The 25,593-nt window shown below is 37.7% G+C and carries 27 protein-coding genes and 1 tRNA gene; 10 read left to right on the plus strand and 18 right to left on the minus strand.

Annotation, left to right across the window (positions count from 1 at the left end):
• Positions 1-6 precede the first annotated feature (6 nt).
• The 10 genes from eno to ACW0JX_RS25045 form a co-directional block, all read right to left on the minus strand.
• Positions 7-1,302: a phosphopyruvate hydratase gene (eno, locus tag ACW0JX_RS25000; protein WP_000103951.1), complete on the minus strand. Its 1,296-nt coding sequence runs from the start codon at positions 1,300-1,302 to the stop codon at positions 7-9.
• Positions 1,303-1,332: 30 nt separating this feature from the next.
• Positions 1,333-2,862 (minus strand): 2,3-bisphosphoglycerate-independent phosphoglycerate mutase, encoded by a 1,530-nt coding sequence (gpmI, locus tag ACW0JX_RS25005; protein ID WP_001231158.1) that lies wholly within the window; start codon positions 2,860-2,862, stop codon positions 1,333-1,335.
• Positions 2,859-3,614: a triose-phosphate isomerase gene (tpiA, locus tag ACW0JX_RS25010; protein ID WP_001231038.1), complete on the minus strand. Its 756-nt coding sequence runs from the start codon at positions 3,612-3,614 to the stop codon at positions 2,859-2,861. The genes gpmI and tpiA overlap by 4 nt, the downstream gene beginning before the upstream one ends.
• 32 nt (positions 3,615-3,646) lie before the next feature.
• Positions 3,647-4,831 (minus strand): phosphoglycerate kinase, encoded by a 1,185-nt coding sequence (locus tag ACW0JX_RS25015; protein WP_001036331.1) that lies wholly within the window; start codon positions 4,829-4,831, stop codon positions 3,647-3,649.
• 139 nt (positions 4,832-4,970) lie between these two features.
• Positions 4,971-5,975 carry a type I glyceraldehyde-3-phosphate dehydrogenase gene (gene gap, locus ACW0JX_RS25020; RefSeq protein ID WP_000161234.1) on the minus strand — a complete coding sequence of 335 codons (1,005 nt, stop codon included), beginning with the start codon at positions 5,973-5,975 and terminating at the stop codon, positions 4,971-4,973.
• 26 nt (positions 5,976-6,001) lie between these two features.
• Positions 6,002-7,030 (minus strand): gapA transcriptional regulator CggR, encoded by a 1,029-nt coding sequence (cggR, locus tag ACW0JX_RS25025; RefSeq protein WP_001258185.1) that lies wholly within the window; start codon positions 7,028-7,030, stop codon positions 6,002-6,004.
• A 136-nt stretch (positions 7,031-7,166) separates the two neighbouring features.
• Entirely contained in the window at positions 7,167-7,412 is a 246-nt protein-coding gene (locus ACW0JX_RS25030) for a glutaredoxin family protein (RefSeq protein WP_000869730.1), read from the minus strand.
• Between the two features lie 9 nt (positions 7,413-7,421).
• Positions 7,422-8,729: an RNA polymerase factor sigma-54 gene (gene rpoN / locus ACW0JX_RS25035; protein ID WP_000647953.1), complete on the minus strand. Its 1,308-nt coding sequence runs from the start codon at positions 8,727-8,729 to the stop codon at positions 7,422-7,424.
• A gap of 248 nt (positions 8,730-8,977) precedes the next feature.
• Positions 8,978-10,198, minus strand: a complete 1,221-nt coding sequence (locus tag ACW0JX_RS25040) for an ABC transporter permease (RefSeq protein WP_053563380.1) — start codon at positions 10,196-10,198, stop codon at positions 8,978-8,980.
• Between the two features lie 3 nt (positions 10,199-10,201).
• Positions 10,202-11,086, minus strand: coding sequence for an ABC transporter ATP-binding protein (locus ACW0JX_RS25045; protein ID WP_098836022.1), 885 nt, complete (start codon positions 11,084-11,086; stop codon positions 10,202-10,204).
• Positions 11,087-11,368: 282 nt separating this feature from the next.
• On the opposite strand from ACW0JX_RS25045, the gene ACW0JX_RS25050 reads away from it, so the two are divergent.
• Both ACW0JX_RS25050 and ACW0JX_RS25055 read left to right on the plus strand, forming a co-directional pair.
• Positions 11,369-13,720 (plus strand): sensor histidine kinase, encoded by a 2,352-nt coding sequence (locus tag ACW0JX_RS25050; RefSeq protein WP_172805523.1) that lies wholly within the window; start codon positions 11,369-11,371, stop codon positions 13,718-13,720.
• Positions 13,721-13,723: 3 nt separating this feature from the next.
• A complete protein-coding gene (locus tag ACW0JX_RS25055; protein WP_000621765.1) occupies positions 13,724-14,365 on the plus strand; it encodes a response regulator in 642 nt (213 codons plus the stop codon).
• Positions 14,366-14,459: 94 nt separating this feature from the next.
• Here ACW0JX_RS25055 and ACW0JX_RS25060 read toward each other — a convergent pair.
• Positions 14,460-14,535 (minus strand) — tRNA-Arg (locus ACW0JX_RS25060).
• 204 nt (positions 14,536-14,739) lie between these two features.
• Between ACW0JX_RS25060 and ACW0JX_RS25065 the strand changes: the two genes are divergently transcribed.
• The 8 genes from ACW0JX_RS25065 to clpP all read left to right on the plus strand — a co-directional run bounded on the left by ACW0JX_RS25065 (position 14,740) and on the right by clpP (position 19,325).
• Positions 14,740-14,946 carry a DUF1657 domain-containing protein gene (locus ACW0JX_RS25065; protein WP_000216166.1) on the plus strand — a complete coding sequence of 69 codons (207 nt, stop codon included), beginning with the start codon at positions 14,740-14,742 and terminating at the stop codon, positions 14,944-14,946.
• Between the two features lie 93 nt (positions 14,947-15,039).
• Positions 15,040-15,525, plus strand: a complete 486-nt coding sequence (locus ACW0JX_RS25070) for a YhcN/YlaJ family sporulation lipoprotein (protein ID WP_001228545.1) — start codon at positions 15,040-15,042, stop codon at positions 15,523-15,525.
• A gap of 29 nt (positions 15,526-15,554) precedes the next feature.
• Positions 15,555-16,031 carry a stage V sporulation protein AC gene (spoVAC, locus tag ACW0JX_RS25075; RefSeq protein WP_000095399.1) on the plus strand — a complete coding sequence of 159 codons (477 nt, stop codon included), beginning with the start codon at positions 15,555-15,557 and terminating at the stop codon, positions 16,029-16,031.
• Positions 16,032-17,048, plus strand: coding sequence for a stage V sporulation protein AD (gene spoVAD, locus ACW0JX_RS25080; protein ID WP_000938970.1), 1,017 nt, complete (start codon positions 16,032-16,034; stop codon positions 17,046-17,048).
• Entirely contained in the window at positions 17,045-17,395 is a 351-nt protein-coding gene (gene spoVAE, locus ACW0JX_RS25085; RefSeq protein ID WP_000575919.1) for a stage V sporulation protein AE, read from the plus strand. The genes spoVAD and spoVAE overlap by 4 nt, the downstream gene beginning before the upstream one ends.
• Positions 17,396-17,406: 11 nt before the next feature.
• Entirely contained in the window at positions 17,407-17,613 is a 207-nt protein-coding gene (locus ACW0JX_RS25090) for a DUF1657 domain-containing protein (protein ID WP_000216153.1), read from the plus strand.
• A gap of 20 nt (positions 17,614-17,633) precedes the next feature.
• The gene (locus ACW0JX_RS25095) at positions 17,634-18,503 is read left to right on the plus strand and encodes a DUF421 domain-containing protein (RefSeq protein WP_000018924.1); all 870 of its coding nucleotides are present in this window, start codon (positions 17,634-17,636) and stop codon (positions 18,501-18,503) included.
• 240 nt (positions 18,504-18,743) lie between these two features.
• Positions 18,744-19,325: an ATP-dependent Clp endopeptidase proteolytic subunit ClpP gene (gene clpP, locus ACW0JX_RS25100; protein ID WP_001049162.1), complete on the plus strand. Its 582-nt coding sequence runs from the start codon at positions 18,744-18,746 to the stop codon at positions 19,323-19,325.
• Between the two features lie 401 nt (positions 19,326-19,726).
• Here the strand turns inward: clpP and ACW0JX_RS25105 are convergent, their stop codons facing one another.
• The 7 genes from ACW0JX_RS25105 to trxB all read right to left on the minus strand — a co-directional run bounded on the left by ACW0JX_RS25105 (position 19,727) and on the right by trxB (position 25,513).
• Entirely contained in the window at positions 19,727-19,975 is a 249-nt protein-coding gene (locus tag ACW0JX_RS25105; protein WP_000250307.1) for an HPr family phosphocarrier protein, read from the minus strand.
• Between the two features lie 23 nt (positions 19,976-19,998).
• On the minus strand, positions 19,999-20,949 hold the full coding sequence (gene whiA, locus ACW0JX_RS25110; protein WP_000006566.1) for a DNA-binding protein WhiA: 951 nt from the start codon (positions 20,947-20,949) through the stop codon (positions 19,999-20,001).
• Between the two features lie 88 nt (positions 20,950-21,037).
• A complete protein-coding gene (locus tag ACW0JX_RS25115) occupies positions 21,038-21,991 on the minus strand; it encodes a gluconeogenesis factor YvcK family protein (RefSeq protein WP_000712187.1) in 954 nt (317 codons plus the stop codon).
• Positions 21,992-21,994: 3 nt separating this feature from the next.
• Entirely contained in the window at positions 21,995-22,876 is an 882-nt protein-coding gene (gene rapZ, locus ACW0JX_RS25120) for an RNase adapter RapZ (protein ID WP_000138459.1), read from the minus strand.
• 20 nt (positions 22,877-22,896) lie between these two features.
• A complete protein-coding gene (locus tag ACW0JX_RS25125) occupies positions 22,897-23,355 on the minus strand; it encodes an NUDIX hydrolase (RefSeq protein WP_001190080.1) in 459 nt (152 codons plus the stop codon).
• A gap of 229 nt (positions 23,356-23,584) precedes the next feature.
• Positions 23,585-24,391, minus strand: coding sequence for a DUF368 domain-containing protein (locus ACW0JX_RS25130; RefSeq protein WP_000455196.1), 807 nt, complete (start codon positions 24,389-24,391; stop codon positions 23,585-23,587).
• A gap of 165 nt (positions 24,392-24,556) precedes the next feature.
• Entirely contained in the window at positions 24,557-25,513 is a 957-nt protein-coding gene (trxB, locus tag ACW0JX_RS25135; protein ID WP_001288078.1) for a thioredoxin-disulfide reductase, read from the minus strand.
• Positions 25,514-25,593 lie beyond the last annotated feature (80 nt).

A 25,593-nucleotide genomic window follows, 5' to 3' on the forward strand; every position in this document is an offset into this window, starting at 1 on the left:
CTACAATTATCGTTTGATGTTATAGAAAGATTTGATACCATCGTAAACAGCGATTTCGCCTAGTTCGTCTTCGATGCGTAATAATTGGTTGTACTTAGCAATACGGTCAGTACGGCTCATAGAACCAGTTTTGATTTGGCCAGCGTTAGTTGCAACTGCGATGTCAGCGATTGTAGCATCTTCAGTTTCACCAGAACGGTGAGATACAACTGCTGTGTAACCAGCACGTTTAGCCATTTCGATAGCTTCGAAAGTCTCAGTTAAAGTACCGATTTGGTTAACTTTAATTAAGATTGAGTTAGAGATACCTTTTTCGATACCTTCAGCAAGTTTTTGAGTGTTAGTTACGAATAAATCGTCACCAACTAATTGTACTTTATCACCGATACGCTCAGTTAATAATTTGTGACCATCCCAGTCGTTTTCGTCTAAACCATCTTCGATAGAGATGATTGGGAAGTCTTTGCAAAGCTCTTCGTAGAAATCAACCATTTCTGCAGAAGTTAAGCCAGTACGGCCTTCGCCTGCAAGGTCATATTTACCAGTTTCTTTGTTGTAGAACTCAGAAGAAGCAACGTCCATTCCTAAGAATACGTTCTCGCCAGCTTTGTAACCAGCTTTTTCGATAGCTTCGATGATTACTTCTAGAGCTTCACGGTTAGAACCAAGGTTTGGAGCGAATCCACCTTCGTCACCTACTGCAGTGTTAAGACCTTTGTCATGTAATACAGCTTTAAGTGCATGGAATACTTCAGCACCCATACGGATTGATTCTTTGAATGTTGGAGCACCAACTGGTAAGATCATGAACTCTTGGAAGTCAACGTTGTTATCAGCGTGAGAACCACCGTTGATGATGTTCATCATTGGAGTTGGTAATTGTTTTGCATTGAATCCACCAAGGTAACGGTATAATGGAAGACCTACGAAGTCAGCTGCTGCGTGAGCTACTGCCATAGATACACCAAGGATAGCGTTAGCGCCTAGTTTACCTTTGTTTGGAGTGCCATCTAATTCGATCATAGCACGGTCGATACCAGCTTGGTCAGTTACATCGAAACCAGCGATTTCTGGAGCGATAATTTCGTTAACGTTGTTTACTGCGTTAACAACACCTTTACCAAGGTAACGAGATTTGTCACCGTCACGTAATTCTACTGCTTCGTGCTCACCAGTAGATGCACCACTTGGTACGATAGCGCGTCCGAAAGCGCCGCTTTCTGTGTAAACTTCTACTTCTACAGTTGGGTTACCACGAGAGTCAAGGACTTCGCGAGCATAAACATCAATAATTGTTGACATAATAAATTCTCTCCTTTTTATATAAGCAAATTATTTAATAATTGTTTTACCTGTCATTTCTTTCGGTTGTTCCACATTTAAAAGTGTAAGCATTGTTGGAGCGATATCTCCTAAAATACCACCTTCACGAAGCTCTACATCATTTTTTGTAACGATGAAAGGAACCGGGTTAGTTGTATGAGCTGTCATAGGACCGCCATCAGCAGTTAACTCCTGATCAGCATTACCATGGTCAGCAGTAATAAGTGCTACACCATCTTTTGCAAGAATTGCTTCTACAACTTTTCCTAAACATTCGTCAGTTGCTTCTACTGCTTTAATTGTTGGTTCCATCATCCCAGAATGGCCAACCATATCACAGTTCGCAAAGTTAAGAATGATAACATCATGTTTATCATTTTCGATTTCATTTACTAAAGCGTCCGTTACTTCGTAAATGCTCATTTCAGGTTTCAAGTCATACGTTGCAACCTTTGGTGAGTTAATTAAGATACGCTCTTCTCCTGGGAATTCAGCCTCACGACCACCGCTAAAGAAGAATGTAACGTGCGGATACTTTTCAGTTTCCGCGATGCGAAGTTGCTTTAATCCCGCTTGCGCAACAACTTCACCTAAAGTGTTATCAAGGTTCATTGGCTTGAATGCCACGTAACCATCTACAGTTTCACTGAAGTGTGTCATACATACGAATTCTGGAATGTGAGGTACTTTTTCACCACGATCGAACTCACGGAAGTCTTCGTTTGTAAATACACGAGCAATTTGAATTGCACGGTCTGGACGGAAGTTATAGAAGATAACTGCATCATCATCATTGATTGTTGCAACTGGCGTGTTATCTTCGTTAACAATTACAGACGGCAATACGAATTCATCATAGATACCGTTCGCATAAGAGTCTTCTACACACTCTTCTGCTGATTTATAAGTAGGGCCTTCACCATTCACCATAGCACTGTAACATTTTTCTACGCGATCCCAACGCTTGTCACGGTCCATAGAGTAATAACGACCAGAGATAGTCGCGAATTGTCCTACTCCTGTTTCTTTAATTACTTCATTCGTTGCATCGATATAACCTTTTGCTGTTTGTGGTCCAACATCGCGGCCGTCTAAGAATGCATGGATATAAACTTTCTCCACGCCTTCTTTTGCTGCTAAGCGAAGAAGAGCAAACATATGGTTCATGTGACTGTGCACACCACCGTCAGAAAGTAAACCGAATAAATGAAGTGCAGTACCTTTTTCTTTTACGCTTTTAATTGCATTTTGGAAAGTTTCGTTCTTATCGAACTCACCTTCACGAATTGCAACGTTAACGCGTGTTAAGCTTTGATATACTACGCGGCCAGCACCGATATTTAAGTGACCAACCTCAGAGTTACCCATTTGACCTTCTGGAAGACCTACCGCCTCACCACAAGCTGTAAGCGTTGTATGAGGGAATTTGTTCCAGTAACCATCAAAATTAGGTTTCTTAGCTTGTGCTACAGCATTCCCGTAAGTTTCTTCACGAAGTCCGAAACCGTCAAGAATGATTAAAGCTGTTGGCTTTCTCATTTTACCGCCCCCAGAAGACCTAAGAACGAAGCAGGCTCTAAGCTAGCACCGCCAACTAAAGCGCCGTCGATGTCAGATTGTGCCATATACTCTTTAATGTTTTCTGGTTTTACGCTACCGCCGTATTGGATACGAACAGCTTCTGCAGCTTCTGGAGAAACAGCTTCTGCAACAACTTTACGGATGTGCGCACATACTTCGTTTGCATCTGCAGAAGAAGAAGATTTACCTGTACCGATAGCCCAGATTGGCTCATAAGCGATAACAGTTGCTTTAACTTGCTCTTCTGTTAAACCTGCAAGTGCTTTTGTCACTTGACCTGCTACTAGATCAAATGTTTTTCCGCTTTCGCGCTCTTCTAAAGTCTCACCACAACATACGATTGGTGTTAAACCATGTTCAAATGCTGCGATAGTCTTTTTGTTTACTGATTCGTCTGTTTCAGCAAACATTTCACGACGCTCAGAGTGGCCAAGTACTACATAGCCAACTTTTAAGTCGCTAAGTGCTACTGGGCTAATTTCGCCAGTGAATGCACCATTTTTTTCGAAGTGCATGTTTTGTGCACCTACTTGTAAGTCAGTTCCTTCAGTTGCTGCTACAAGGCGCTCTAAGAATAGAGCTGGAGAGCAAACTACTGCATCAACAGCTGAAGCTGCTGGGATTTGACCTTTAACTTCCTCTACGAAGCTAACTGCTTCAGATAGAGTTTTATTCATTTTCCAGTTACCTGCGATAATTGGTTTACGCATGCTTTGCACCGTCCTTTTTCTTTGGCTGCTACTTATTTGTCGTTAAGACAAACTACACCTGGAAGCTCTTTACCTTCCATGAATTCTAATGACGCACCGCCGCCAGTAGAAATGTGGCTCATTTTATCAGCCATACCGAATTTTTCAACAGCTGCTGCAGAGTCACCACCGCCGATAACAGAGTATGTATCTTCTGCATCTGCTAATGCTTGTCCTACTGCTTTTGTACCTTCTGCGAATGGAGTCATTTCGAATACACCCATTGGTCCATTCCATACAACAAGCTTAGAATTTTTAATTACATCTGCATAAATTTCACGTGTTTTAGGACCGATGTCCACGCCTTCCCAGTTAGAAGGGATAGAGTCGATACCAACAATTTTAGTTGTTGCAGTTTCAGAGAATTCCTCAGTGATTACAACATCAACTGGCATATAGAAGTTTACGCCTTTTTCTTTTGCAAGTTGCATAAATTCTTTAGCTAGTTCAATCTTGTCGTCTTCACATAGAGATAGACCAATTTCATGACCTAAAGCTTTAACGAATGTGTAAGCAAGTCCGCCACCGATGATTAAGTTATCTACTTTGTCTAATAGATGACGAATTACACCGATTTTATCTTTTACTTTCGCACCACCGATGATAGCTGTAAATGGACGTTCTGGGTTAGAAAGTGCTTTACCAAGTACATCTAACTCTTTTTCCATTAATAGACCAGATACTGCTGGTAGGTAGTCTGCGATACCTGCTGTAGAAGCATGAGCACGGTGAGCTGCACCGAATGCATCGTTTACGAAGATGTCAGCAAGTGCTGCAAATTCTTTCGCAAGTTCTGCATCGTTCTTTTCTTCGCCCGCATAGAAACGTACGTTTTCAAGAACTAATACGTCGCCTTCGTTCATTGCTGCAACCATTTCTTGTGCAACTGGTCCGAATGCTTCGTCCGCTTTTTTAACATCTTTACCAAGAAGCTCGCCTAAACGTGCTGCTACTGGAGTAAGACGTAATTCTTCTACTGCTTGACCTTTTGGACGGCCTAAGTGGCTTGCTAAAATAACTTTCGCACCTTGCTCTACTAAATATTGAATTGTAGGAAGAGCTGCACGGATACGAGTTTCATCTGTAATTTTGCCTTCTTTCATAGGTACGTTGAAATCAACGCGGCAAAATACACGCTTACCTTTTAAATCTACGTCACGAATTGATTTTTTGTTCATTGGATTTCCCTCCGACTACTAGTTAGGATTGACAAAACCCATTCAAAAGCTTAACACATTTGCTTTTAAAACGAAAGAAGAGAGAGAGGGAACAAACCCTCTCCCTCGTTTTGTCATTGATAACTTATATAATTAAGAATTAAAGACCTTTTGAAGTCATGTAAGCTGCTAAGTCTACTACGCGGTTAGAGTAACCAGTTTCGTTATCGTACCAAGAAAGTACTTTAACCATGTTACCTTCCATTACCATTGTAGATAATGCATCGATTGTAGAAGAAGCTGTACATCCGTTATAGTCGATAGATACTAATGGCTCTTCGCTGTATCCAAGGATACCTTTTAATTCGCCTTCAGCTGCTGCTTTGAATGCTGCGTTTACATCTTCAACTGTTACTTCTTTGTCAAGTTCAACAACTAAGTCAACAAGAGAAACGTTAGCAGTTGGAACACGTACAGCGCCACCGTTTAATTTACCTTTAAGTTCTGGTAATACTAATGCTACAGCTTTAGCTGCACCAGTAGATGTTGGGATCATGTTTTCAGCTGCTGCACGAGCACGACGTAAATCTTTGTGTGGTAAGTCTAAGATTTGTTGGTCGTTAGTGTAAGAGTGAATTGTTGTCATCATTCCGCGTTTTACGCCGAATTTTTCGTTTAATACTTTAGCGAATGGAGCTAGACAGTTTGTAGTACAAGAAGCGTTAGATACTACGTTGTGGTTAGCTGCATCGTATTGTTCATGGTTAACACCCATAACTACAGTGATATCTTCGTCAGAAGCTGGAGCTGAGATGATAACTTTCTTAACTGATCCACCTAAGTGTTTTTCAGCGTCTGATTTTTTAGTGAAACGGCCAGTAGATTCTACTACTACTTCTACTCCGTAGTCGCTCCATGGTAATTGAGCTGGGTCACGCTCAGCGATAACTTTAATTTCTTTACCGTTAACAACGATGCTGTTTTCGTTAGCAGATACTTCTGCATTTAAAGTTCCGTGAACTGTGTCATATTTTAAAAGGTGAGCTAATGTTTTAGCATCTGTTAAGTCGTTGATTGCTACTACTTCTACCTCAGAGTTGTTAAGAGCTGCGCGGAATACGTTACGTCCGATACGTCCAAATCCATTAATACCAATTTTAGTCATTTGAATTTCCTCCTTGGGGGATTATATTAAAGGGTAAAACCCTTTGTTAATTGTTTTGCTGCACCTTCATCTGTAATTAGAATTGAAGTGTGCCCTTGCTTTATTACAGCCTGTATTGCTTTTGCCTTTGAAGAACCTCCAGCGACTGCAACAACGTGAGATACATTTTGTAAATCCTCAAGTTGCATACCAACTGTTCTTACTTTATGAACAACATTTCCTTCTTCATTAAAGTAGTAACCGAAAGCTTCGCCAACTGCTTCGCTTGCCTGAATCTTTAACCAATCTGCTTCTGAAGTACTTCTGCGACGTGCCATTGTTAACGCATCACCTATTCCATGAATGACGATATTGGAAGATCGAATCAACTCAAGAACTTCTTTCACGGAAGGCTCTGTCACAATAGACGCATATGCTTCGCTACTAACATGGTCTGGAACATACAATAAGCGATAATTACTCATCGTATTTTGCGCCATCTTGGCACAAATGGTATTGGCTTCTAATTCAACACCTTCTCCAATTCCACCACGTGCTGGGACAAATAGCATATGTAAATCTTTGCAATCAAGTTGCATCATGTCCGCAGCAGCAGCTAGCGTAGTTCCTCCAGCCACAGCAACGATATTATTCGCTGTCAGACGGTCTTTTATACAAGTCACACAAGCACGGCCCATCTCCAGTTTGACCCAAGGTGATTCATCACTATCACCAGGGACAACGAAAACTTCATCCAAGTCTAATGTTTCCTTAAGTTGCTTTTCTAAAACCTTTAACCCGGAAATTTCTTTCATAAAGTCTTCCAAAGCAAGAACTAAAGCTGTTCCTTCTTCTGTCAAAGTCATTCCAGAAGAAGCGACGTGAACTAAGTTTTGTTCTTTCAAAACTTGAACTTCACTTCGCAATACTCGTTCTGTCATACCGAGGCTTGCTGATAAGTTTCTTCTTCCAATCGGCTGCATGAGCCTAATGTATTGAAGAATTTGCATTCTCGTTTGCATAACAGGTAGCAGATCAGGTAATAATTTTTTTGTGTTCTGAATCCATGAGCGCATATCTTTTCTCCTCACTACATTGGTTCATTTTTCCTTAGTGGTCACTTTACGTCCCGTAGTGACATTTTGTGTCCCACATAGGTTAAAAAAATAATCCCTGCTACGTGTATTATTGTAACAGGAGATAGAAACTTATTCAACTCTTAACTGCATTCTTTATATAGTTTATTATGACACCTTTGTGAATGTTACCATATTCTACTTGTTTTCCGTCCATTTCTACAACCGGAATCATTAAGTGATATTTTTCTAAAAGGTCATTATCTTCATATATATCTATTTCCTCGATTTGAAAAGAATATTCACATTGTACTTCCTGTAAAACTTGTTTCGCCTTCACGCAAAGGCCACAATCTTTTTTAGTATACAGTACAACTTTCATCTTCTTCACCTATCCGATCGTTTTTCGTAATGACGAAGCTGGGATATGCATTTGTTCTCTATACTTCGCCACTGTTCTTCGAGAAATAACAATTTCATGCTCTTCTTCTAATAATTTTGAAATCTTTTGATCTGAAAGTGGCTTTTTCTTATCCTCTGCCCCAATTAGCGTTTGAATAAATTGTTTTACACGTTTTGTAGAAACTGCTTCATCTTCAGTCGTCGAAACGGCATTGCTAAAGAACGATTTCATCTCAAATAAACCGTGTGGTGTTTGCACATATTTATTTCGCGTCGCACGACTAATTGTTGATTCATGCACACTTAACTCTTCCGCTACCTCTTTTAAAGCGAGAGGTCTTAAATACTCTGGACCTTTCCAGAAGAAATCACGTTGTTTTTCCATAATAATATTCATCACTTGCAGCAGCGTCTGTTTTCTCTGCTTCAAACTGCGCATAATCCACTGCACATGCTGATACTTTTCTGATACGTAAGATGCTACTTCACTTTCACTATTATTAAGAAGCGCACTATATTCAGAATGAATTTCAATTCTCGGCATATTTCTCTCATTCATTTGTAAAACGAGGCGATCGCCATCTTTTTTCACCGCCATATCAGGCACAATATAAAGTGGTTTATCTGAAGAAAACGCAAGACCTGGTTTTGGTTGTAATGACGTTATACAATTTACCGCACTCTGTAATTCCTCATTACTACATTTCAACACTTGAACGAGCTTTCGCCAATCTTTCTTCACAAAATAAGCGAAATGATCTTCTACAACCTCTTCTGCTAATCCATTCCGTCTTTGTAAGCGCTTCAATTGTAAGGTTAAACATTCCTGAATATTACGCGCCCCTACCCCTGCTGGTTCCAGTGATTGGACAAGCTCTACAGAGCGGTCGACTACATGAATATGCGCAGAAAGGAGCTCTGCTAACTCTTCATTCGTTTCTTGTAAATATCCATTTCCATCCATGTTCATAATAATGAAAGAAGCTACTTTTCGCTCTTCTTCATCTATTTTATAATACTGTATTTGATTTAATAAATGTTGCTGAATCGTTGTAGAATCCACACTGTAGATCTCCATCTGATTCTCGACTTGTTTGCTGGTACTTTTACTGTTGTTAGAGCTCTTTTTCTTCTCCCTCTCAAAACCACCTAACTCAATAAGGGGATTCTCTAACGATTGCTCATACAAAAACTCCGATAATTCTTGTACATTATACTGGAGCATTGTAATCGCTTGCCTTAACTCTTGTGTCATTGCCAAACGTAAGCTTTGTTCTTGTAAAAGACTTGCCTTCAAACTAATCTCCCCCTTGTTTCTATTGTACAATAAGTTTGGTAAAAGGAGAATGCTATCACAGACACCCATTCCAAAATATTATTAATTTATATGTATTAATGAGATTTACAACTTACAACCTAAATTTGAATAATATTGAAAGAAAATAATAATATTCAAATTTAATACTAAGTACTAATAGTAAATATTAATACAAGATGTTAAAATGAGCAACAAAAAAGAGAAGATCCCATCTTCTCTTCCACTAATCAACTATTTTTCAAAAGCTGAAATAACTTCAAGCTCTTACCACTTCGCAAAATACCCTTTGGATATACTTTCGCAGCAAATAAAGAAATCAGGCTAATACTACTTAACAAAACCAATATAGACATTGCAATTTCCATACCACTCACAGACCCATTAATAATCCTAACTACCATACTAATTGGAGCTGTAAACGGAACATATGATGTCACCCTTGATACTAGCCCTTCAGGGTTATCAAGTACTACTAATAACTCCACCACTAAGCTTCCCATCAATATAAGAGTAATCGGCATCGTTGTTCCGGATAATTCTTCTGGCCTGCTTACCATAGAACCAAACACTGCGAAAAGTGCCGCATAAACGAAGTAACCGAGAACAAAATATAACAAGAAATATGCAGCATGCTCACCTGTAATCATATTTACATCAATATTCACTCCAAAAAACGAATCCGATACCTTAAAAATTCCAGATTTAATATATAGCGCCATACTAAGGAAGAAAATAAATAACTGTGTCAAACTAGCAAGACCGACTCCTAATATCTTCCCAAAGACCATGTGAACAGGCGACACCTTCGTTACCATCACTTCCATAACACGCGACGCCTTCTCTGACGCTACCGCTGTAGCAATCGCATTTCCATACGAAGTAATTGCTAAGTACATAATCGCTACTAATAAATACACCAGTAAGAATGAGCTTGTTTCTTCGTTATTTAAGTTTTGCTTTTTCGCTTGCACGTTCATCGTCAGTGATTTCACAGCCTCTTCTGATAACTGTTGTTTAACTACCGCACTTTGAAAATACTGATTTTGTACAAATACCTGCGCACTTTGAATCAACTTAGGATTATCCACCTTCATAAAGTAATCTAATACTGGTTCAGCACCCGCACCCTCTTTTAATATAAAGAGCGCTTCGACTTTCTTATCTAACAAATCTTGCTTATATTGATTTAATTTTGTTTTATCACCTAAAGACCAATCCCATTCTGGAAGAGCTTTACTAAGATTAGATTGATCCAAAGTAACATTAGGTGCTTCGGAAATAAATACAACTTTTGCTTTTTCTTTCTCTCCAGAAAACTTTTGTACTAAAGTTGGAAAGGAGAATAAGAATATCCCTCCCCCTATTAATAACAATGTCATCCCAATAAATATTTTCGTCCTCACACGATCCCAATACGTTTGCCCTAAAACAATCCAGAAATTCCTCATTACTTATGCACCCGCCTTTTCAACAAAGATTTGATGTAAAGAAGGTTCTTTAATAGAAACATCTCGGATATATTGTTTAGTTTTAATGTCTTCAAGCAGCGAAAATGCATCCTCTCCATCATTAACTTTAATCATGAACGCACGATTAACTTTTTCAAAATTGAAATTTTTCTTCTTAAGAATAGGTTCAATATCCCCTTCCGTTTGCAACGTCATATATTTGTATTGATAACTTTTCTTAATATCTGACAAGGCACCCGATAATACAAGTTGACCATTTTTCATAATACAAATTTCCTCACAGAACGTTTCTACACTGTCCATTTGATGACTACAGAAGATAATCGTTTTTCTTTGCGCGATTAACTCGAGCACAACATTTTTTAACATCTCTGCATTTACAGGATCCAATCCACTAAATGGTTCATCTAGTATGATGAATTCCGGATTATGCAATATCGCTGAAATCAATTGAATTTTTTGTTGATTTCCCTTTGACAATTCCTCTGTTTTCTTCTTTAAATGTGGTGTCATTTCTAATTTTTCTAGCCACTGTAACGCATGCCTTTTTGCAAGATTAGCTGGCATTCCTTCTAACTTGCCGAAATACACCAATTGCTCCACTACATTCATTTTCGGGTATAATCCACGCTCTTCTGGTAAATAGCCAATAGATAGGTCTTTCTTTGAAAAAGGGCGATTATTCCATAGAATTTGGCCGCTATCCGGTTTGATTAAATCTAAGATCATACGAATCGTTGTCGTCTTACCAGCACCATTTCGGCCCAGCATCCCTAAAATTCCACCTTCTTCTACACGTATATTTAAATCATTAACGGCTTTATATTCACCAAATGTTTTATTTAATCCTTGAATTTCAAATGCCATCCATAACAGCTCCTTTTAGCTTTTTACGAAATAAATAACCGCCATTCCTAATACAATCCCGCCTACCATCAACAAAAACTTTTTCATAACTATTTCCTCCTTCATTGACTTGTTAAGTTGTATCTTTATCATAGACTTCTTTCTGATGCTATTGTCCGCAATCCGTACTGTATTTACCGTAAAAAAGCGAACCACTCTTATGTGGTTCACCGTAATTTCAACAGATGAAGTTGATTGTATGAAAACTTCTTAAATGTTATTATAAAAATATTCAGAAATTAAATGATATACCTACAAAGAGAGGTGTCCAAACCGTTGCAGATACAACGTAACTTCGTTTTCATTTTATGTGTAACTATCCTGTATTTTTGTTTACAAGGCTATATCTTATATAAAATAAACCAACCATATAGTGGAGTTCTTATTTCTAAAACAGACTCAACTACATACACAATAGCAAAAATTAAATCCTCCGGTTGGGCTTTTCATACGGACTTAAAAGAAGGAGATATAATCTATTCGATAAATAAAGAAAAGCCTCATTTAGGAATACTTCCTGGATATCAAAACCAATCACTAAATGCATCTGAAATACAAGTTAAAAAAGACGGTATCACCCAAACTTATAAAGGAACACAACATTTTATTGATTCTCGTGACAAAATTATTTCTGTATACTTTCCCTTCCTACTCGCTTTTATTTGTCTAGGGTTATCTATTTTTCTTTATACAAAGAAGCCTTTGAACCGGGAAACATTCTTTTTGATCACGTTTCTATTCATGACTTCCTCAAGTCTTCTAATCGCAGTTGAATCTGGTAAAGGTGATTTTATCGCTCTCATTATTTTAAGTATTGTATTTCAAGGTACACCTATGTCTCTCATTTTATTGTTGAATGAATTATTCAAGAAAAAGCAACTATACGTTATTTCTATGAGATTTCTAAAAATCGATATTACAATCGGCATTATTTTACTATTACTCTCTAATTTAACGATGTTCATTCCATTTCCAATAGTTAATACCGATGGATTAGAACTAATTTACCTTTCAATAAATATTATCTTTTGTATATATTTTTTAATCCGTGCCTATATCAAATATCACAGTACAGTACATAAACCATTTTTAAAATTAATGCTCACGATTCATTCCATTGCCTTCTTTCCGTTCGTTACACTCTATGCTCTTCCAGATGCAATATTCAGAACACCGATTCTCTCAGCAGATATTGGCGCTATGTTCCTAATCGCTCTTCCAATCGGTTATTTTTATTTAGTAGCGACGAAGCAGATTTTTGATATAGAGTTTGTATTTGATCGTTTACGGTATTACGCATTTCTGTCACTAATTCCAACTCTATTAATTGCAATCATTACGAGCTGGAGCATTTATTACAAAGACAATTTTCTCTCTCGACTACTGCAAAGTTTTATTATTATTTTTCCGTTAAATATTCTATTTCTCATATTAAAAGAAAGATTAGATTTTACATTTCGTAATCACCTCTTTCGGACTAAAACAAACTTATACGTAAACATTGAACAGTTTACCGCACAGCTATCATCTATTATGAAAACAGAAGAGTTAGAGAAAAAATTCACTAATGAAATCGTTTCAATGTTGAAACCTTCTTTTATTCAATTTGTTCAATATGATATGAAAGAAAACACATATACACAATGCAACGGATATGGACAAACGAAAGATTTCACACTTTCTAAAAAGAAAAAATGGAGTATGGCAGCATTACTAATTAATGATTTATTAGAGGATGATGGATGCATCGGTATTTACTTATACTCTACTAAACATATAAAACACTACATCTGGATTGGAACAAAAGTGAATAATATTAAATATAATACGCATGAAAAATCATGGTTCATCACTGTCACGACATACGTCCGTCTTATTTACGAAAACTTGTATACCATTAATGAAATTATTCATTCTCTAGAGCAGGAGAGTTTAGAATCCAAAACAAATTCTGCAAGCTTATCACGCCTACTCTTTCAAATTTCTGAACAAGAAAGGCGCCGACTTGCTTCAGATTTACACGACTCTGCATTACAAGATCAAATTGTATGGTACCGCAAACTAGACTCTTTATTAAAAAACAAATCCGTTCCACTAGAATTAAAAAATGAACTAAAAAAAATCCATTTCGGTATGCACGATGTAATACAACAAATTCGCGACACATGTAATGAATTGCGTCCATCACTTTTATCAGATGCTGGTTTAATTGGTGCATTAAGAGAATTGCTAGCCCAAACACAATTGCGTGTGCAGTTTCAAATTCAATTTGATCATGAATCAATTCAAGAACATCATTACGATTTTGACAAAATTTTATCTTTATATCGTATCATTCAAGAACTACTAACAAACGCAGATAAACATTCCGAGGCAACCATCGTATCGATTTTTTTATGGGAAGAGAATAACTGTATTTTCCTAGACTACCGAGACAACGGCAAAGGTTTTAATATAGACACTCCCTACTCTCCTAAGCAGCATATGGGGCTTTCCGGTATAAAAGGAAGGCTTCAATCAATTGGTGGAGAAATACATATAGTATCCGAAGCTAAAAAAGGACTTCAAATAAACATTACAGTTCCGAGGTGGTAAATAATGATTCGAGTATTAATTGTAGATGATCATCAAATTGTAGGCGAAGGAACAAAGAGCATGATTGAATTAGAAGAAGATATGCAAGCAGAATATATTTTAAATGAACAGGAAGCACTCATAAAAAGTGACGCTACACCTTTTGACGTATACCTCTTGGATATGAATATGCCCAATTGTAGTGGTATTGAACTCGCCCAGAAAATATTACATATTCAAACAGATGCAAAAATCATTTTATATACAGGTTTTGAATATGTATCCCAATTCAATTTATTAATAAACTCTGGTATCAGCGGCATTATTAGTAAATCAGCTTCTCAACAAGAGCTATTAATGGCAATTCGTGCAGCTGTAAACGGATATACTTTACTTCCTATTTCGTTATTACGTCAACTACGTACAGACGATATAACGACTCAACAACTTGAAAATAAAACCGCTCTTCTTACACAAAAAGAATTAGAAATCTTAGAATCCGTCTCTAAAGGAAGTAGCAATAAACAAATTGCTGATGAACTGTACATGAGTTCAAGAGCTGTAGAATACAACCTAACAAAAATCTTCAAAAAATTAAAAGTAGGATCACGCTCCGAAGCTTTAACAGAAGCAATGAGACAAGGCATTTTGAAAGTACACATATAAAATGAGACTTCCATCAGTTTGTTTTGTTTAACCCTCAAATAATGAGATAAATAAAAAAGTCCTAACCTACAAAACGTAAGTTAGGACTTTCTGACGCGCCCAGAGGGATTCGAACCCCCGGCAGACGTGGTACCGGAAACCACCGCTCTATCCGACTGAGCTATGGGCGCATGATTATAGAAAACACTTCATTTTCTTCTCATAATAATAGCAATAAAATCCATCTAAATCAATAAAAATATCCCCGTAATACCTTATGCATCTTAGCTAAAAGCATATAAAATCTATTCCACCCCTAAATTTTCCAATCATAAATTCACCCCAACTCACAAATTATAATCTTTGAATTGATATTCCAAAGGGGGCTTCATTCAATGACTGTAATTACAAAATTAAAGCAAACTGTTTCTGGATTAAAAAGTGCACAAGCTAGCTTAGAAGGATTCGCTCTTGATACGGATAACCAACAAGCTAAGCAACTTTTCCAAACAGCTGCGCAGCAAACACAAACGATTATCGATTCTTTAAACCCACGCGTTGAAGAAGTCCAACAAGAAGAACCACAATACTCACAGCAATAACGAATCAGTCTTGCTGTGAAATAGAAAAAGGATGATATGCAGTCATCCTTTTTCTATCACATTACATATTGCAATAGAAATGGAATGATAATTATGCGAAAACTCGGCCTCATAACCGCATTATTTGCACTTCTATTTAGCTCTTTTACCGGATGTGATAATAGTCCTTTAGATAAAAAAGTGAAAGAAGAAGCAAAACGAACGGAGAAAGAAAAAGGTCCAAAGTTAACAAAGACGAGTACGGAATCCTTTAATCAATCTATATCACAAGGAGCGAAGAAAAGAGCTCTCGCTATGGATGAAATTATAAAAAGCACAGCTGTGAATTCAAATTTAGATCTCTACATAGCAGTTACACCTGAGCATCACGAAAGGTTTGGATTAAAACCTCTTCGTAAAAAGCTTCAAAAGCAGCTAAGTGATGAGCATCCTACTTTCGATGTTCGTGTCAGTACAGATAAAAAAATCTTTATGTTACTCGAAAAACTCGAAAGAAAAATTAAGGAAAAAGAAGTATCTAAAGATGAAATTAATAAACAATTAAAATTCATTGGTAAAAAAATGGAGTCTAACACTTAACGCTTTTTAAAAGAAAAGGAAGGATTGCAATGTCTAGTAAAGATAAAAACTTAACCCCTGTACAACAGGAGTATAAAAAATTCGAACAAGAACGCGAACCGAAACGACCTGTCTTAAAAAATTGTATAAAAGCCTTTTTCGTCGGTGGTTTTATTTGCTTCATCGGACAACTCATTTCTACTTTTTACATCACATATTTTGATTTCACTGAACGCTCAGCAGGAAATCCAACAGTCGCAACTCTTATTTTCATTTCTATGTTACTAACTGGATTTGGTATATACGATCGTTTTGGACAGTTTGCTGGTGCTGGTACAGCTGTACCTGTTACTGGATTTGGTAACTCTGTTATTGCAGCATGTATCGAACACCGAACGGAAGGATTCGTCCTTGGTGTTGGCGGCAATATGTTTAAACTAGCGGGTTCTGTTATTTTATTTGGTGTATTTTCAGCTTTTGTCATCGCACTTATTAAAACGATTCTCGTTCAATGGGGAGGTCTATAAATGTTACAAGGACACCGAACGTGGGTATTTGAAAACAAACCAGTCATTATCTCAACAGGGGTTGTCGGTGGACCATTTGAAGCAAAGGGAAACATTCCAGAAGACTTCGATATCCTTCATGAAGATTTATGGCTCGGACAAGATTCCTATGAAAAAGCACATAAAATTTTATTCGAAGAAGCTTGTAGTCGTGCTACTGAAAAAGCAGAACTTCGTAAAGATGATATTCAATTTGTACTTGCAGGAGATTTAATTAATCAAATTACTCCAACAAGCTTTGCTTGCCGGACACTTGGCACTCCTTATCTCGGATTATTCGGGGCTTGTTCTACTTCTATGGAAGGTTTAGCACTTGGGGCAAGTATCGTAAATGCAAAAGGCGCAAAATATTTATTAACTGGTGCATCCAGTCATAATACAGCTGTAGAAAAACAATTCCGCTATCCTACCGAATACGGCGGACAAAAGCCGCCTACTGCACAGTGGACAGTAACCGGAGCAGGAGCCGCTATTTTAAGCGATACTGGACACGGTCCAAGAGTAACCTCTGCAACGATTGGGCGAGTTATTGATATGGGATTAACAGACCCTTTTAATATGGGGGGCGCGATGGCTCCAGCTGCAGTTGATACAATCGAAGCCCATTTACGCGAACGACAAATCGATGCCTCTTACTATGACCTAATCGTGACTGGTGATCTTGGCCATGTCGGTCGCGAAATTGCTTACGATTTACTACATAAGCATGGAACCAAAGTAACGAGCGAACAGTTTCAAGATTGCGGAATTATCATTTATAGAGAAGGACAACCTGTCATAGCTGGTGCTAGTGGGCCTGGATGTTCCGCAACAGTCGTGTACGGTCATTTATTAAACCGAATGAAAAGAGGAGAGTTCAAAAAAATACTTGTCGTTGCGACAGGCGCTTTACTATCTCCACTTACATTCCAACAAGAAGAAACGATTCCATGTATCGCTCATGCCGTTTCGATTGAATTTGGAGGTGCAACGCAATGATTTTTTTCTGGGCTTTCGTCATTGGTGGACTCATATGTGTAATCGGCCAACTTATGTTTGATGTCGGCAAACTAACACCCGCTCATACAATGGCAACACTCGTTGTTGCTGGAGCTATATTAGATGGATTTAATTTGTATGAGCCATTAATTGATTTCGCTGGAGCCGGGGCAACTGTACCTATTACAAGCTTTGGTAATGCCCTAGTTCATGGCGCAATGGAAGAAGCTGCAAAACATGGCATCGTTGGCGTTATTACCGGCATGTTTAAAGTAACGAGCGCCGGTGTATCAGCAGCTATTATTTTCGGCTTCATTGGAGCATTATTATTCAAACCGAAAGGATAAGAGGTGTTTATATGACTGTTATCTCTAGCGTAAAAACTTGCCTTGCTAGTGTAAGGGGCGCCCAAGCAAGCTTAAGCTCTCTTTCATTAAATTCACAAGACGAAGAATCAAAACGCGTATTTCATGAATGTATGTTAGAAATGGACAGCGTCATCGCTGATTTAAAGGATAGAATTTCAGTATTAGAACGTGAAGAACCTCAATATAAAGGGTTTTAAGTAGACTGGAGGAAACGACTATGTCTCACCTGCCGGAATGGACACTTGTCATTCTTCGCTCTGTATTCATATTAATTATTTTATTCGCTATTACGAAATGGTTAGGGAAAAGACAAATCTCTCAGCTTTCCTTTTTTGAATACATAGCCGGAATGACGATTGGTGACATCGCTGCCCAAGTATCTACAGGGCTCGATTCAAAATTTTTTCACGGCGTCTTTGCGATACTCATTTTCGCTGTGGTACCTTTTTTAACAGGAATCCTCTCTTTAAAGAACAAAACAGCTCGGGACTTCTTTGAAGGAAAATCTACCGTATTAATAAAAGACGGAAAGATACTCGAAGATAATTTAAAGAAAGAAAAATATACGAGTGACGAATTACTGGAACTTCTCCGTGGAAAAAGTGCGTTCAGCGTAGCTGAAGTCGAATTTGCTGTCTTAGAACCGAGCGGAGAATTAAATGTATTATTAAAGAAAGATTCTCAGCCACTTACAGCAAAAGACATCGGTTTAAAAGTACCAAACGAGAAAGAACCACAAACTGTTATTATGGATGGAAATGTACTAGATGAACCTCTTTCAGCAAGCGGACATAACCGCGCTTGGCTACATTCAGAATTAGAAAAACTCGGTGTTGTTATTGAAAATGTCTTCCTCGGTCAAGTGGATTCATACGGACAACTTACTATCGACATTTACAATGACAAACTCCAAATGCCTTCTCCTCAAAATAAACCTTTATTATTAGCATCTTTAAAAAAATGTCATGCTGATCTTGAACTATTTTCCCTAGAAACAAAGTCGAAATCAGCAAGCGAAATGTATAGTAAAAACGCCAAACAAATCGAAAAAATTTTAAATAAAGTAACCTATCTTTTAAAAGACTAATTATCGAAAGAACGCTTCAGTTAAAAGGCGTTCTTTTCTTTTTTCTCCAGTTTTCATAACGTTTAAATTTATGTAATTCGGTTATGATGTTGAAGATACATAAGCAGGGAATTTCGAAAACATAGCGAATATTTCATGGTACAACTACATATTTTTTTGATTTAAAGTGGTTTCGTTTGACCTTTATTGACCATAATTGTATTATAAGACTAAGAAAGCTTTATAAGGAGGAAATAACAGATGAATTTAATTCCTACAGTAATTGAACAAACAAATCGTGGAGAACGCGCTTACGATATTTACTCTCGACTATTAAAAGACCGCATCATTATGCTTGGTAGTGCAATTGATGACAACGTAGCTAACTCAATCGTTTCCCAGCTTTTATTCTTGGAATCTCAAGATCCAGAAAAAGATATTCACATCTACATCAACAGCCCTGGTGGTTCTATCACAGCGGGTATGGCAATCTATGATACAATGCAGTTTATTAAGCCACAAGTATCAACAATCTGTATCGGTATGGCTGCATCTATGGGTGCATTCTTACTTGCAGCAGGTGAAAAAGGAAAACGTTACGCACTTCCAAACAGTGAAGTAATGATTCACCAACCACTTGGTGGAGCACAAGGTCAAGCGACTGAAATCGAAATCGCTGCAAAACGTATCCTATTCTTACGTGAAAAACTAAACCAAATTCTTGCTGACCGCACTGGTCAACCACTTGAAGTACTACAACGCGACACAGACCGCGACAACTTCATGACAGCGGAAAAAGCTTTAGAATACGGTTTAATCGATAAGATCTTTACAAATCGTTAATACTTAAAAGCGAAAGCGGCTCGTTTAGAATCGCAGGGCGATGGAGCCCCTGATTCCGAGGCGCTTTTTGCCTCGAATGAAGGGGCGAAACAACCGGAGATTCTAGCCGCTAGAGCTAGATATAACTAAAAGTGGAAGCGCCCTATAATTGGGCGCTTCTTTTATATATTGTTCCCCGCTCACATACCCCATCCAGTATCCCTCTAAATATATCAACGATTTTTCAATTATATCGAACAAAACTCAAATTATATCAACGATTTTTTTAATATATCAACGGTTCGACACAACATATCGATTTACCGACAATCTCCGACAAGGACAAACCAGCTAAATACCCCTCCCCGCTAATCCGCACAAACAACAAAACAAAAAAACTATCGCATATACGCGATAGCTCTTTATTGTACATATGCAGCTAATGCTTCTAAAGCCTCTTCTGCATCTGAACCTTCTGTTGTAATTGTTATCATGCTTCCAGTTCCAATTGCTAAGCTCATAATCCCCATTATGCTCTTTGCATTTACTGTCTTTCCATCTTTCTCAATAAAGATATCTGCATGAAAGCGATTTGCCTCTTGTACAAACAACGCAGCCGGACGTGCTTGTAAACCGTTTTTTAATGAAACCTGAACTCGTTTTTGAACCACAGCTCCATTTCCCCTTTAACCTCTTATTTTTTTGCTACCGTTTCCCCCGCGCGTAATTTCTCTGCAATTTCATCGATTTTACGCAAACGATGATTAATACCCGATTTACTAATTTTCCCCCCGGATACCATCTCACCTAACTCTTTCAATGTTACATCTTGATAATCTCTTCGTAGTTGCGCAATCTCTTGTAGTTTATCTGGCAATATATCAAGACCAACCGTCTCATCAATATAGCGGATATTTTCAATCTGCCTTAGCGCTGCACCAATTGTTTTATTTAAATTAGCTGTTTCGCAGTTCACTAAACGATTTACGGAATTACGCATATCACGTACGATTCGAATATCTTCAAACCTTAAAAGTGCATTATGAGCACCAATAATATTTAAAAATTCCGTAATTTTCTCCGCTTCTTTCAAATACGTAATGTACCCTTTTCTTCTTTCCAACGTCTTACTATTTAAATCAAATCCGTTCATCAGTTCACATATAGCATCATTATGTTCCTTATATAACGAAAAGATCTCTAAATGATAAGATGATGTTTCTGGGTTATTTACTGAACCACCTGCTAAAAATGCACCGCGTAAATACGATCGTTTACAACACTTCTTCTCAATCAATTCTTGTGATATATTTCGAATAAATGAAAAGTCATCTCGAACGATATGAAGATCGGCTAATATTTCGCGAGACTTTTCAACAAGCCTTACGATATATACATTATTTTTCTTCAATCGCATTTTTTTACGAACAAGTAATTCTACCGTCACATCATATCCTTTTTTCAAAAGCGTATAAATCCTTCTTGCAATTGCCGCATTTTCTGTTTGAATATCGATAGATAGACGACGGTTTGAAAAAGAAAGCGATCCGTTCATTCGAAGTAACGCCGATAATTCTGCTTTCTCACAGCATTCTTTCACTTCAAGATTCGTCAACTCTTTCTTTGTTTCTGATGCAAATGACACAGTCAACACCTCCTTATACGATTATTATGGAACAAAATTCTTGTCCTATATGAATGAGGAGCGCCACCTCAAACGAGGCAACGCACATTTATAACAATGAATATAAAATCGAAGCTAACTTTAACGTATCATGCCTTACAACACGATCATCATACTTCGCTAATCCCTCTTGAATAACATCAATATTATTTTCAGCAAAACGTTCTTCATCCACTACAACTGGTGTAGACATTTCTTCCTCATATAACTTACGTAATTCACAAGGAATCTCACGGTTATTTACAATTGCAGTATTAATAAATGGTTGCCCTAAATGATCGTGTAACGCCTGCACATGATCAAAAGCAGTATATCCCATCGTTTCACCCGCTTGTGTCATAACGTTACATACATATACCTTCTTCGCCTTTGCAGCAAGAACAGCGTCCCCAATTTTGTTAACAACTAAGTTGGGTAATATACTCGTATACAAACTTCCTGGCCCGAAAACAAGTAAATCAGCTCGTTTAATCTCAGCCAACGTTTCATGCAATGGCTCTACATCTTCTGGAGTTAAAAAGACACGATTAATCTTCTTTCCGTAATAGGGAATTTTTGATTCACCTGTGACAATTTCCCCATCTTCAAGTTCCGCATGAAGTACCGCACTTTGATTCGCTGCTGGTAATACACGTCCTCTGACATTTAATACTTTACTTGTTTCCGTAATTGCATGGAAAAAGTCTCCTGTAATCGAGGTCATACCTGCCAACAATAGATTTCCTAACGCATGACCTTTCAGTCCGTCTCCTGTTGTGAAACGGTGCTGAAATAAAGCTTCCACCAGTGGCTCTACATCCGATAACGCAACCAGTACGTTACGGATGTCACCTGGAGGTGGAATTTCTAGCTCATCACGTAATCTACCCGAACTGCCACCATCATCAGCGATTGTAACAACTGCTGTAATATCAACAGGATATTGCTTTAATCCTCTTAATAAAACAGAGAGTCCAGTTCCGCCTCCCATGATGACAATTTTAGGCTTTCTCTCTTTTTTCATCCCTTAATGGCCCTTTCTCTTCTCCACATCACGATGAGATACATGAACACTATACTCTGGTTTCAAATGTTTCCCAAGGTATTCTGTAAGCGTAACAGAACGATGCTGTCCACCTGTACATCCAATTGCAATTACAAGTTGACTTTTGCCTTCTCTTTTATAATGAGGCAGCATGAAAGTAATCAGATCCGTCAACTTCTCTAAAAACTTATGTGTCTCATTAAATTTCAGTACATACGAAGAAACTTCTTCATCTAGTCCTGTTAATGGCTTCATATGTGGAATGTAATATGGATTTGGTAAAAAACGAACATCAAATACTAAATCTGCATCAATTGGAATCCCGTACTTAAATCCAAATGACATAACATTTACACGAAATGCTTGCTCAGTTTCTGTTGAGAACAAGTGAACAATTTTTTCACGTAATTCTTTCGGTTTTAAATCCGACGTATCAAGCACAATATTTGCTCGTGCCTTCATATCTGTTAATAAATTGCGCTCTGCTTCGATTCCCTTTAACGGCAAACCAGTTGGTGCAAGTGGATGCGAACGTCTCGTTTCTTTATAACGAGTTACAAGCGTACTATCTTTCGCATCTAAAAATAAAATATGAGGAATAATCCATGTACGTTCTGATAAATCATCAAGTGCTCCCCATAAATGCTCGAAAAACTCGCGGCCACGTAAATCAATACCAAGTGCCACTTTATTCATTTTCCCTTTTGAATCCGCCATAAGCTCAATAAACTTTGGCAATAACATCGGTGGTAAATTATCTACACAAAAATATCCTAAATCTTCAAAACTTTGTAAAGCTACTGTTTTTCCAGCTCCAGACATCCCTGTAATAATTACCATTTTTATATCATTATTCTCTGTCATCGTATCCTCTCCTTGACGGTTTAACTCGGATCTAATCGATATGAAAGCAACTCAAAATCTGGGGTATATACAAATGTACCGTAGATTATGCCATTTCCTTTAATTAAATAATCAATAATGTGATAATCTCCTGGCGCCATTGCTAAATCATCAATTTTATCAAATGTATGCCAACCAATGATGCCTTCTTCGCTCTCTAGTTTGTTTTCTCCTGCAAAATCTGTCGCTAAAAAGGAGAACATCATCCATTCAGAAACAACTTTATCACCTTCTTGGATGACAAAGGTGAAGACCCCCTTTAACGCTGGGTTTTTCAAATAAATACCTGTTTCTTCGCGATATTCGCGAACAACGGAATCTCTTACAGTCTCACCACGCTCCATTTTCCCGCCTGGTGCAACCCACCAATTTCGGCGAGGTTTTTGGAGTAAGAGTACTTCATTATCTCTAATTAACACACAGTTTGTCACTCTTTGCATGTTTCTTCACCTCAGCTACTTGCAGTAAAATTTCTCACTGCATACTTCTTTCATTATACTATCAAAAACAGTTTGCTACAACGAAGGAGCCAGTCCTCTTTCGCTAAGCATATGCTACTCAACAATTTTAAAAAAGCTTTCCATAACAAGCAATGTAAATGCTTAGACTTTTAATGAATAGCATGAAAAATCCCCTTAACGATTTTTATCGCCAAGGGGATTAAAGCCCTTATTTCTTACCGAAATAAGTAACAATCGCAAATCCTAAAATAAAGGTAATAATTGAACTTATAATTGAAAATCCGCCGGTTGGAATACCAGGGAACACAATTACAATCGAACCGATAACTAGTCCAATAATTGCCGCAAATGTCATACTTTTATAACGATCTAATAAAAAACTAATGCCTTTACTACTTACAACAAATCCAACCATAACACCAGCACCGATAACCACGATTAAAGGTAAGTTAAGTGTAGTTAAAGCGTTAATTGCTGTTGGATACACACCAATAATTAATAAAATAAACGATCCACTAATCCCAGGAAGTAGCATAGCCATACTAGCCATCCATCCTGCGAAAAATAAACCAATTGCATTTAAAATTGTTAACGTCGTAATTGGATCTGCTGCCTTATCTGGTTTAAAGAAAGCTGTGATCGCAACAAGAATTGCTGCAACTATTAATAAAACAATGTGCTTACCTTTAAACGACGACTTTGCATCAGCTTCTCTCATTAACATCGGTAATATACTAATAATTAAACCGAGGAAGAAAAATTGAGTCGGTTCATAATGATTTGCAAGTAAATATTTAATAACATGACTTAACGTTAAAAACGCTGCTGCCACACCAGCTGCAAGTGGAATTAAAAACCCTAAATGTTTTTTCCATTCACGACTAAAGAATCCACTAATTGCCGCAAGCAATTGTTCATAAATCCCTAACACAACAGCGATTGTACCGCCGCTCACACCAGGAATTAAATCACTAACGCCCATACAAAATCCACGATATATATTACGCCATTCCATACTGAATAAATTCCTCATTTCTTATAGTGATTTTTTCCGTAAAGTCCAGTATATCAATAAGAAAGCTTATAATCCTTATATTTTTTGACAATACTTTGACATTTTCACACAAAAAAAGAAGAAAGCTCCTGTCGGTAGCTTTCTTCTCACAAGGTATATTATCCCTTATTTTTCTGATACAGTTTTTAATTCCTCTAATAATTCTTCTACGTAATGTTGTGCACTTTGTGCTGCAATACTACCGTCACCTGTTGCAGTTACAATTTGACGAAGCATTTTTTCACGAACATCACCAGCTGCGAAAATACCAGGGATTTTAGTTTCCATACGTTCGTTCGTTTCAAGGTAACCATTTTCATTTGTAATACCTAGTTCAACAAATGGTTTTGATAATGGTAACATACCGATGTATACGAATACGCCGTCAGTTTTGACTTCTTTCTCTTCTCCACTGTTTACGTCTACAAGTGTTACACTTCCTACTTTACCGCTTGCTTCGTTAATTTCTTTTATAGTGTGGTTCCAAATGAAATCTACTTTTTCGTTTTGGAAAGCACGGTCTTGTAAAATTTTCTGTGCACGAAGCGTGTCACGACGGTGAACGATCGTTACTTTTGATGCGAAGCGTGTTAAGAACACACCCTCTTCAACAGCAGAATCTCCACCGCCAATTACGATAAGTTCTTTTCCTTTAAAGAATGCCCCATCACATACTGCACAATATGATACACCACGGCCGCCAAGTTCTGTTTCACCCGGTACACCAATTTTTTTATACTCTGCACCGCTTGCAACGATAATTGCACGTGCTTTATATTCTTTTTTACCAGCAATAATTGTTTTGTATTCTTTACCATCGATGACTTCTTTCACATCACCGTATGCATATTCAGCACCAAATTTCTTCGCATGCTCGAACATTTTATTTGATAAGTCTGGTCCTAAAATAGACTCATAACCTGGGTAGTTTTCTACATCTTCCGTGTTTGCCATTTGGCCACCTGGAATACCACGCTCAAGCATTAATGTGCTTAAATTTGCACGAGATGTATATACTGCAGCTGTCATACCAGCTGGTCCTGCACCAATAATAACGACATCATAAATTTTTTCTTCTGACACACTATTCACTCCTATCCATTCCTACACAATTAAGTTACCCTCATTATACTGTTAGCATCATTTTTTTCCCAATGATTTGC

It is taken from the genome of Bacillus sp. C-3-6 (assembly GCF_054509685.1).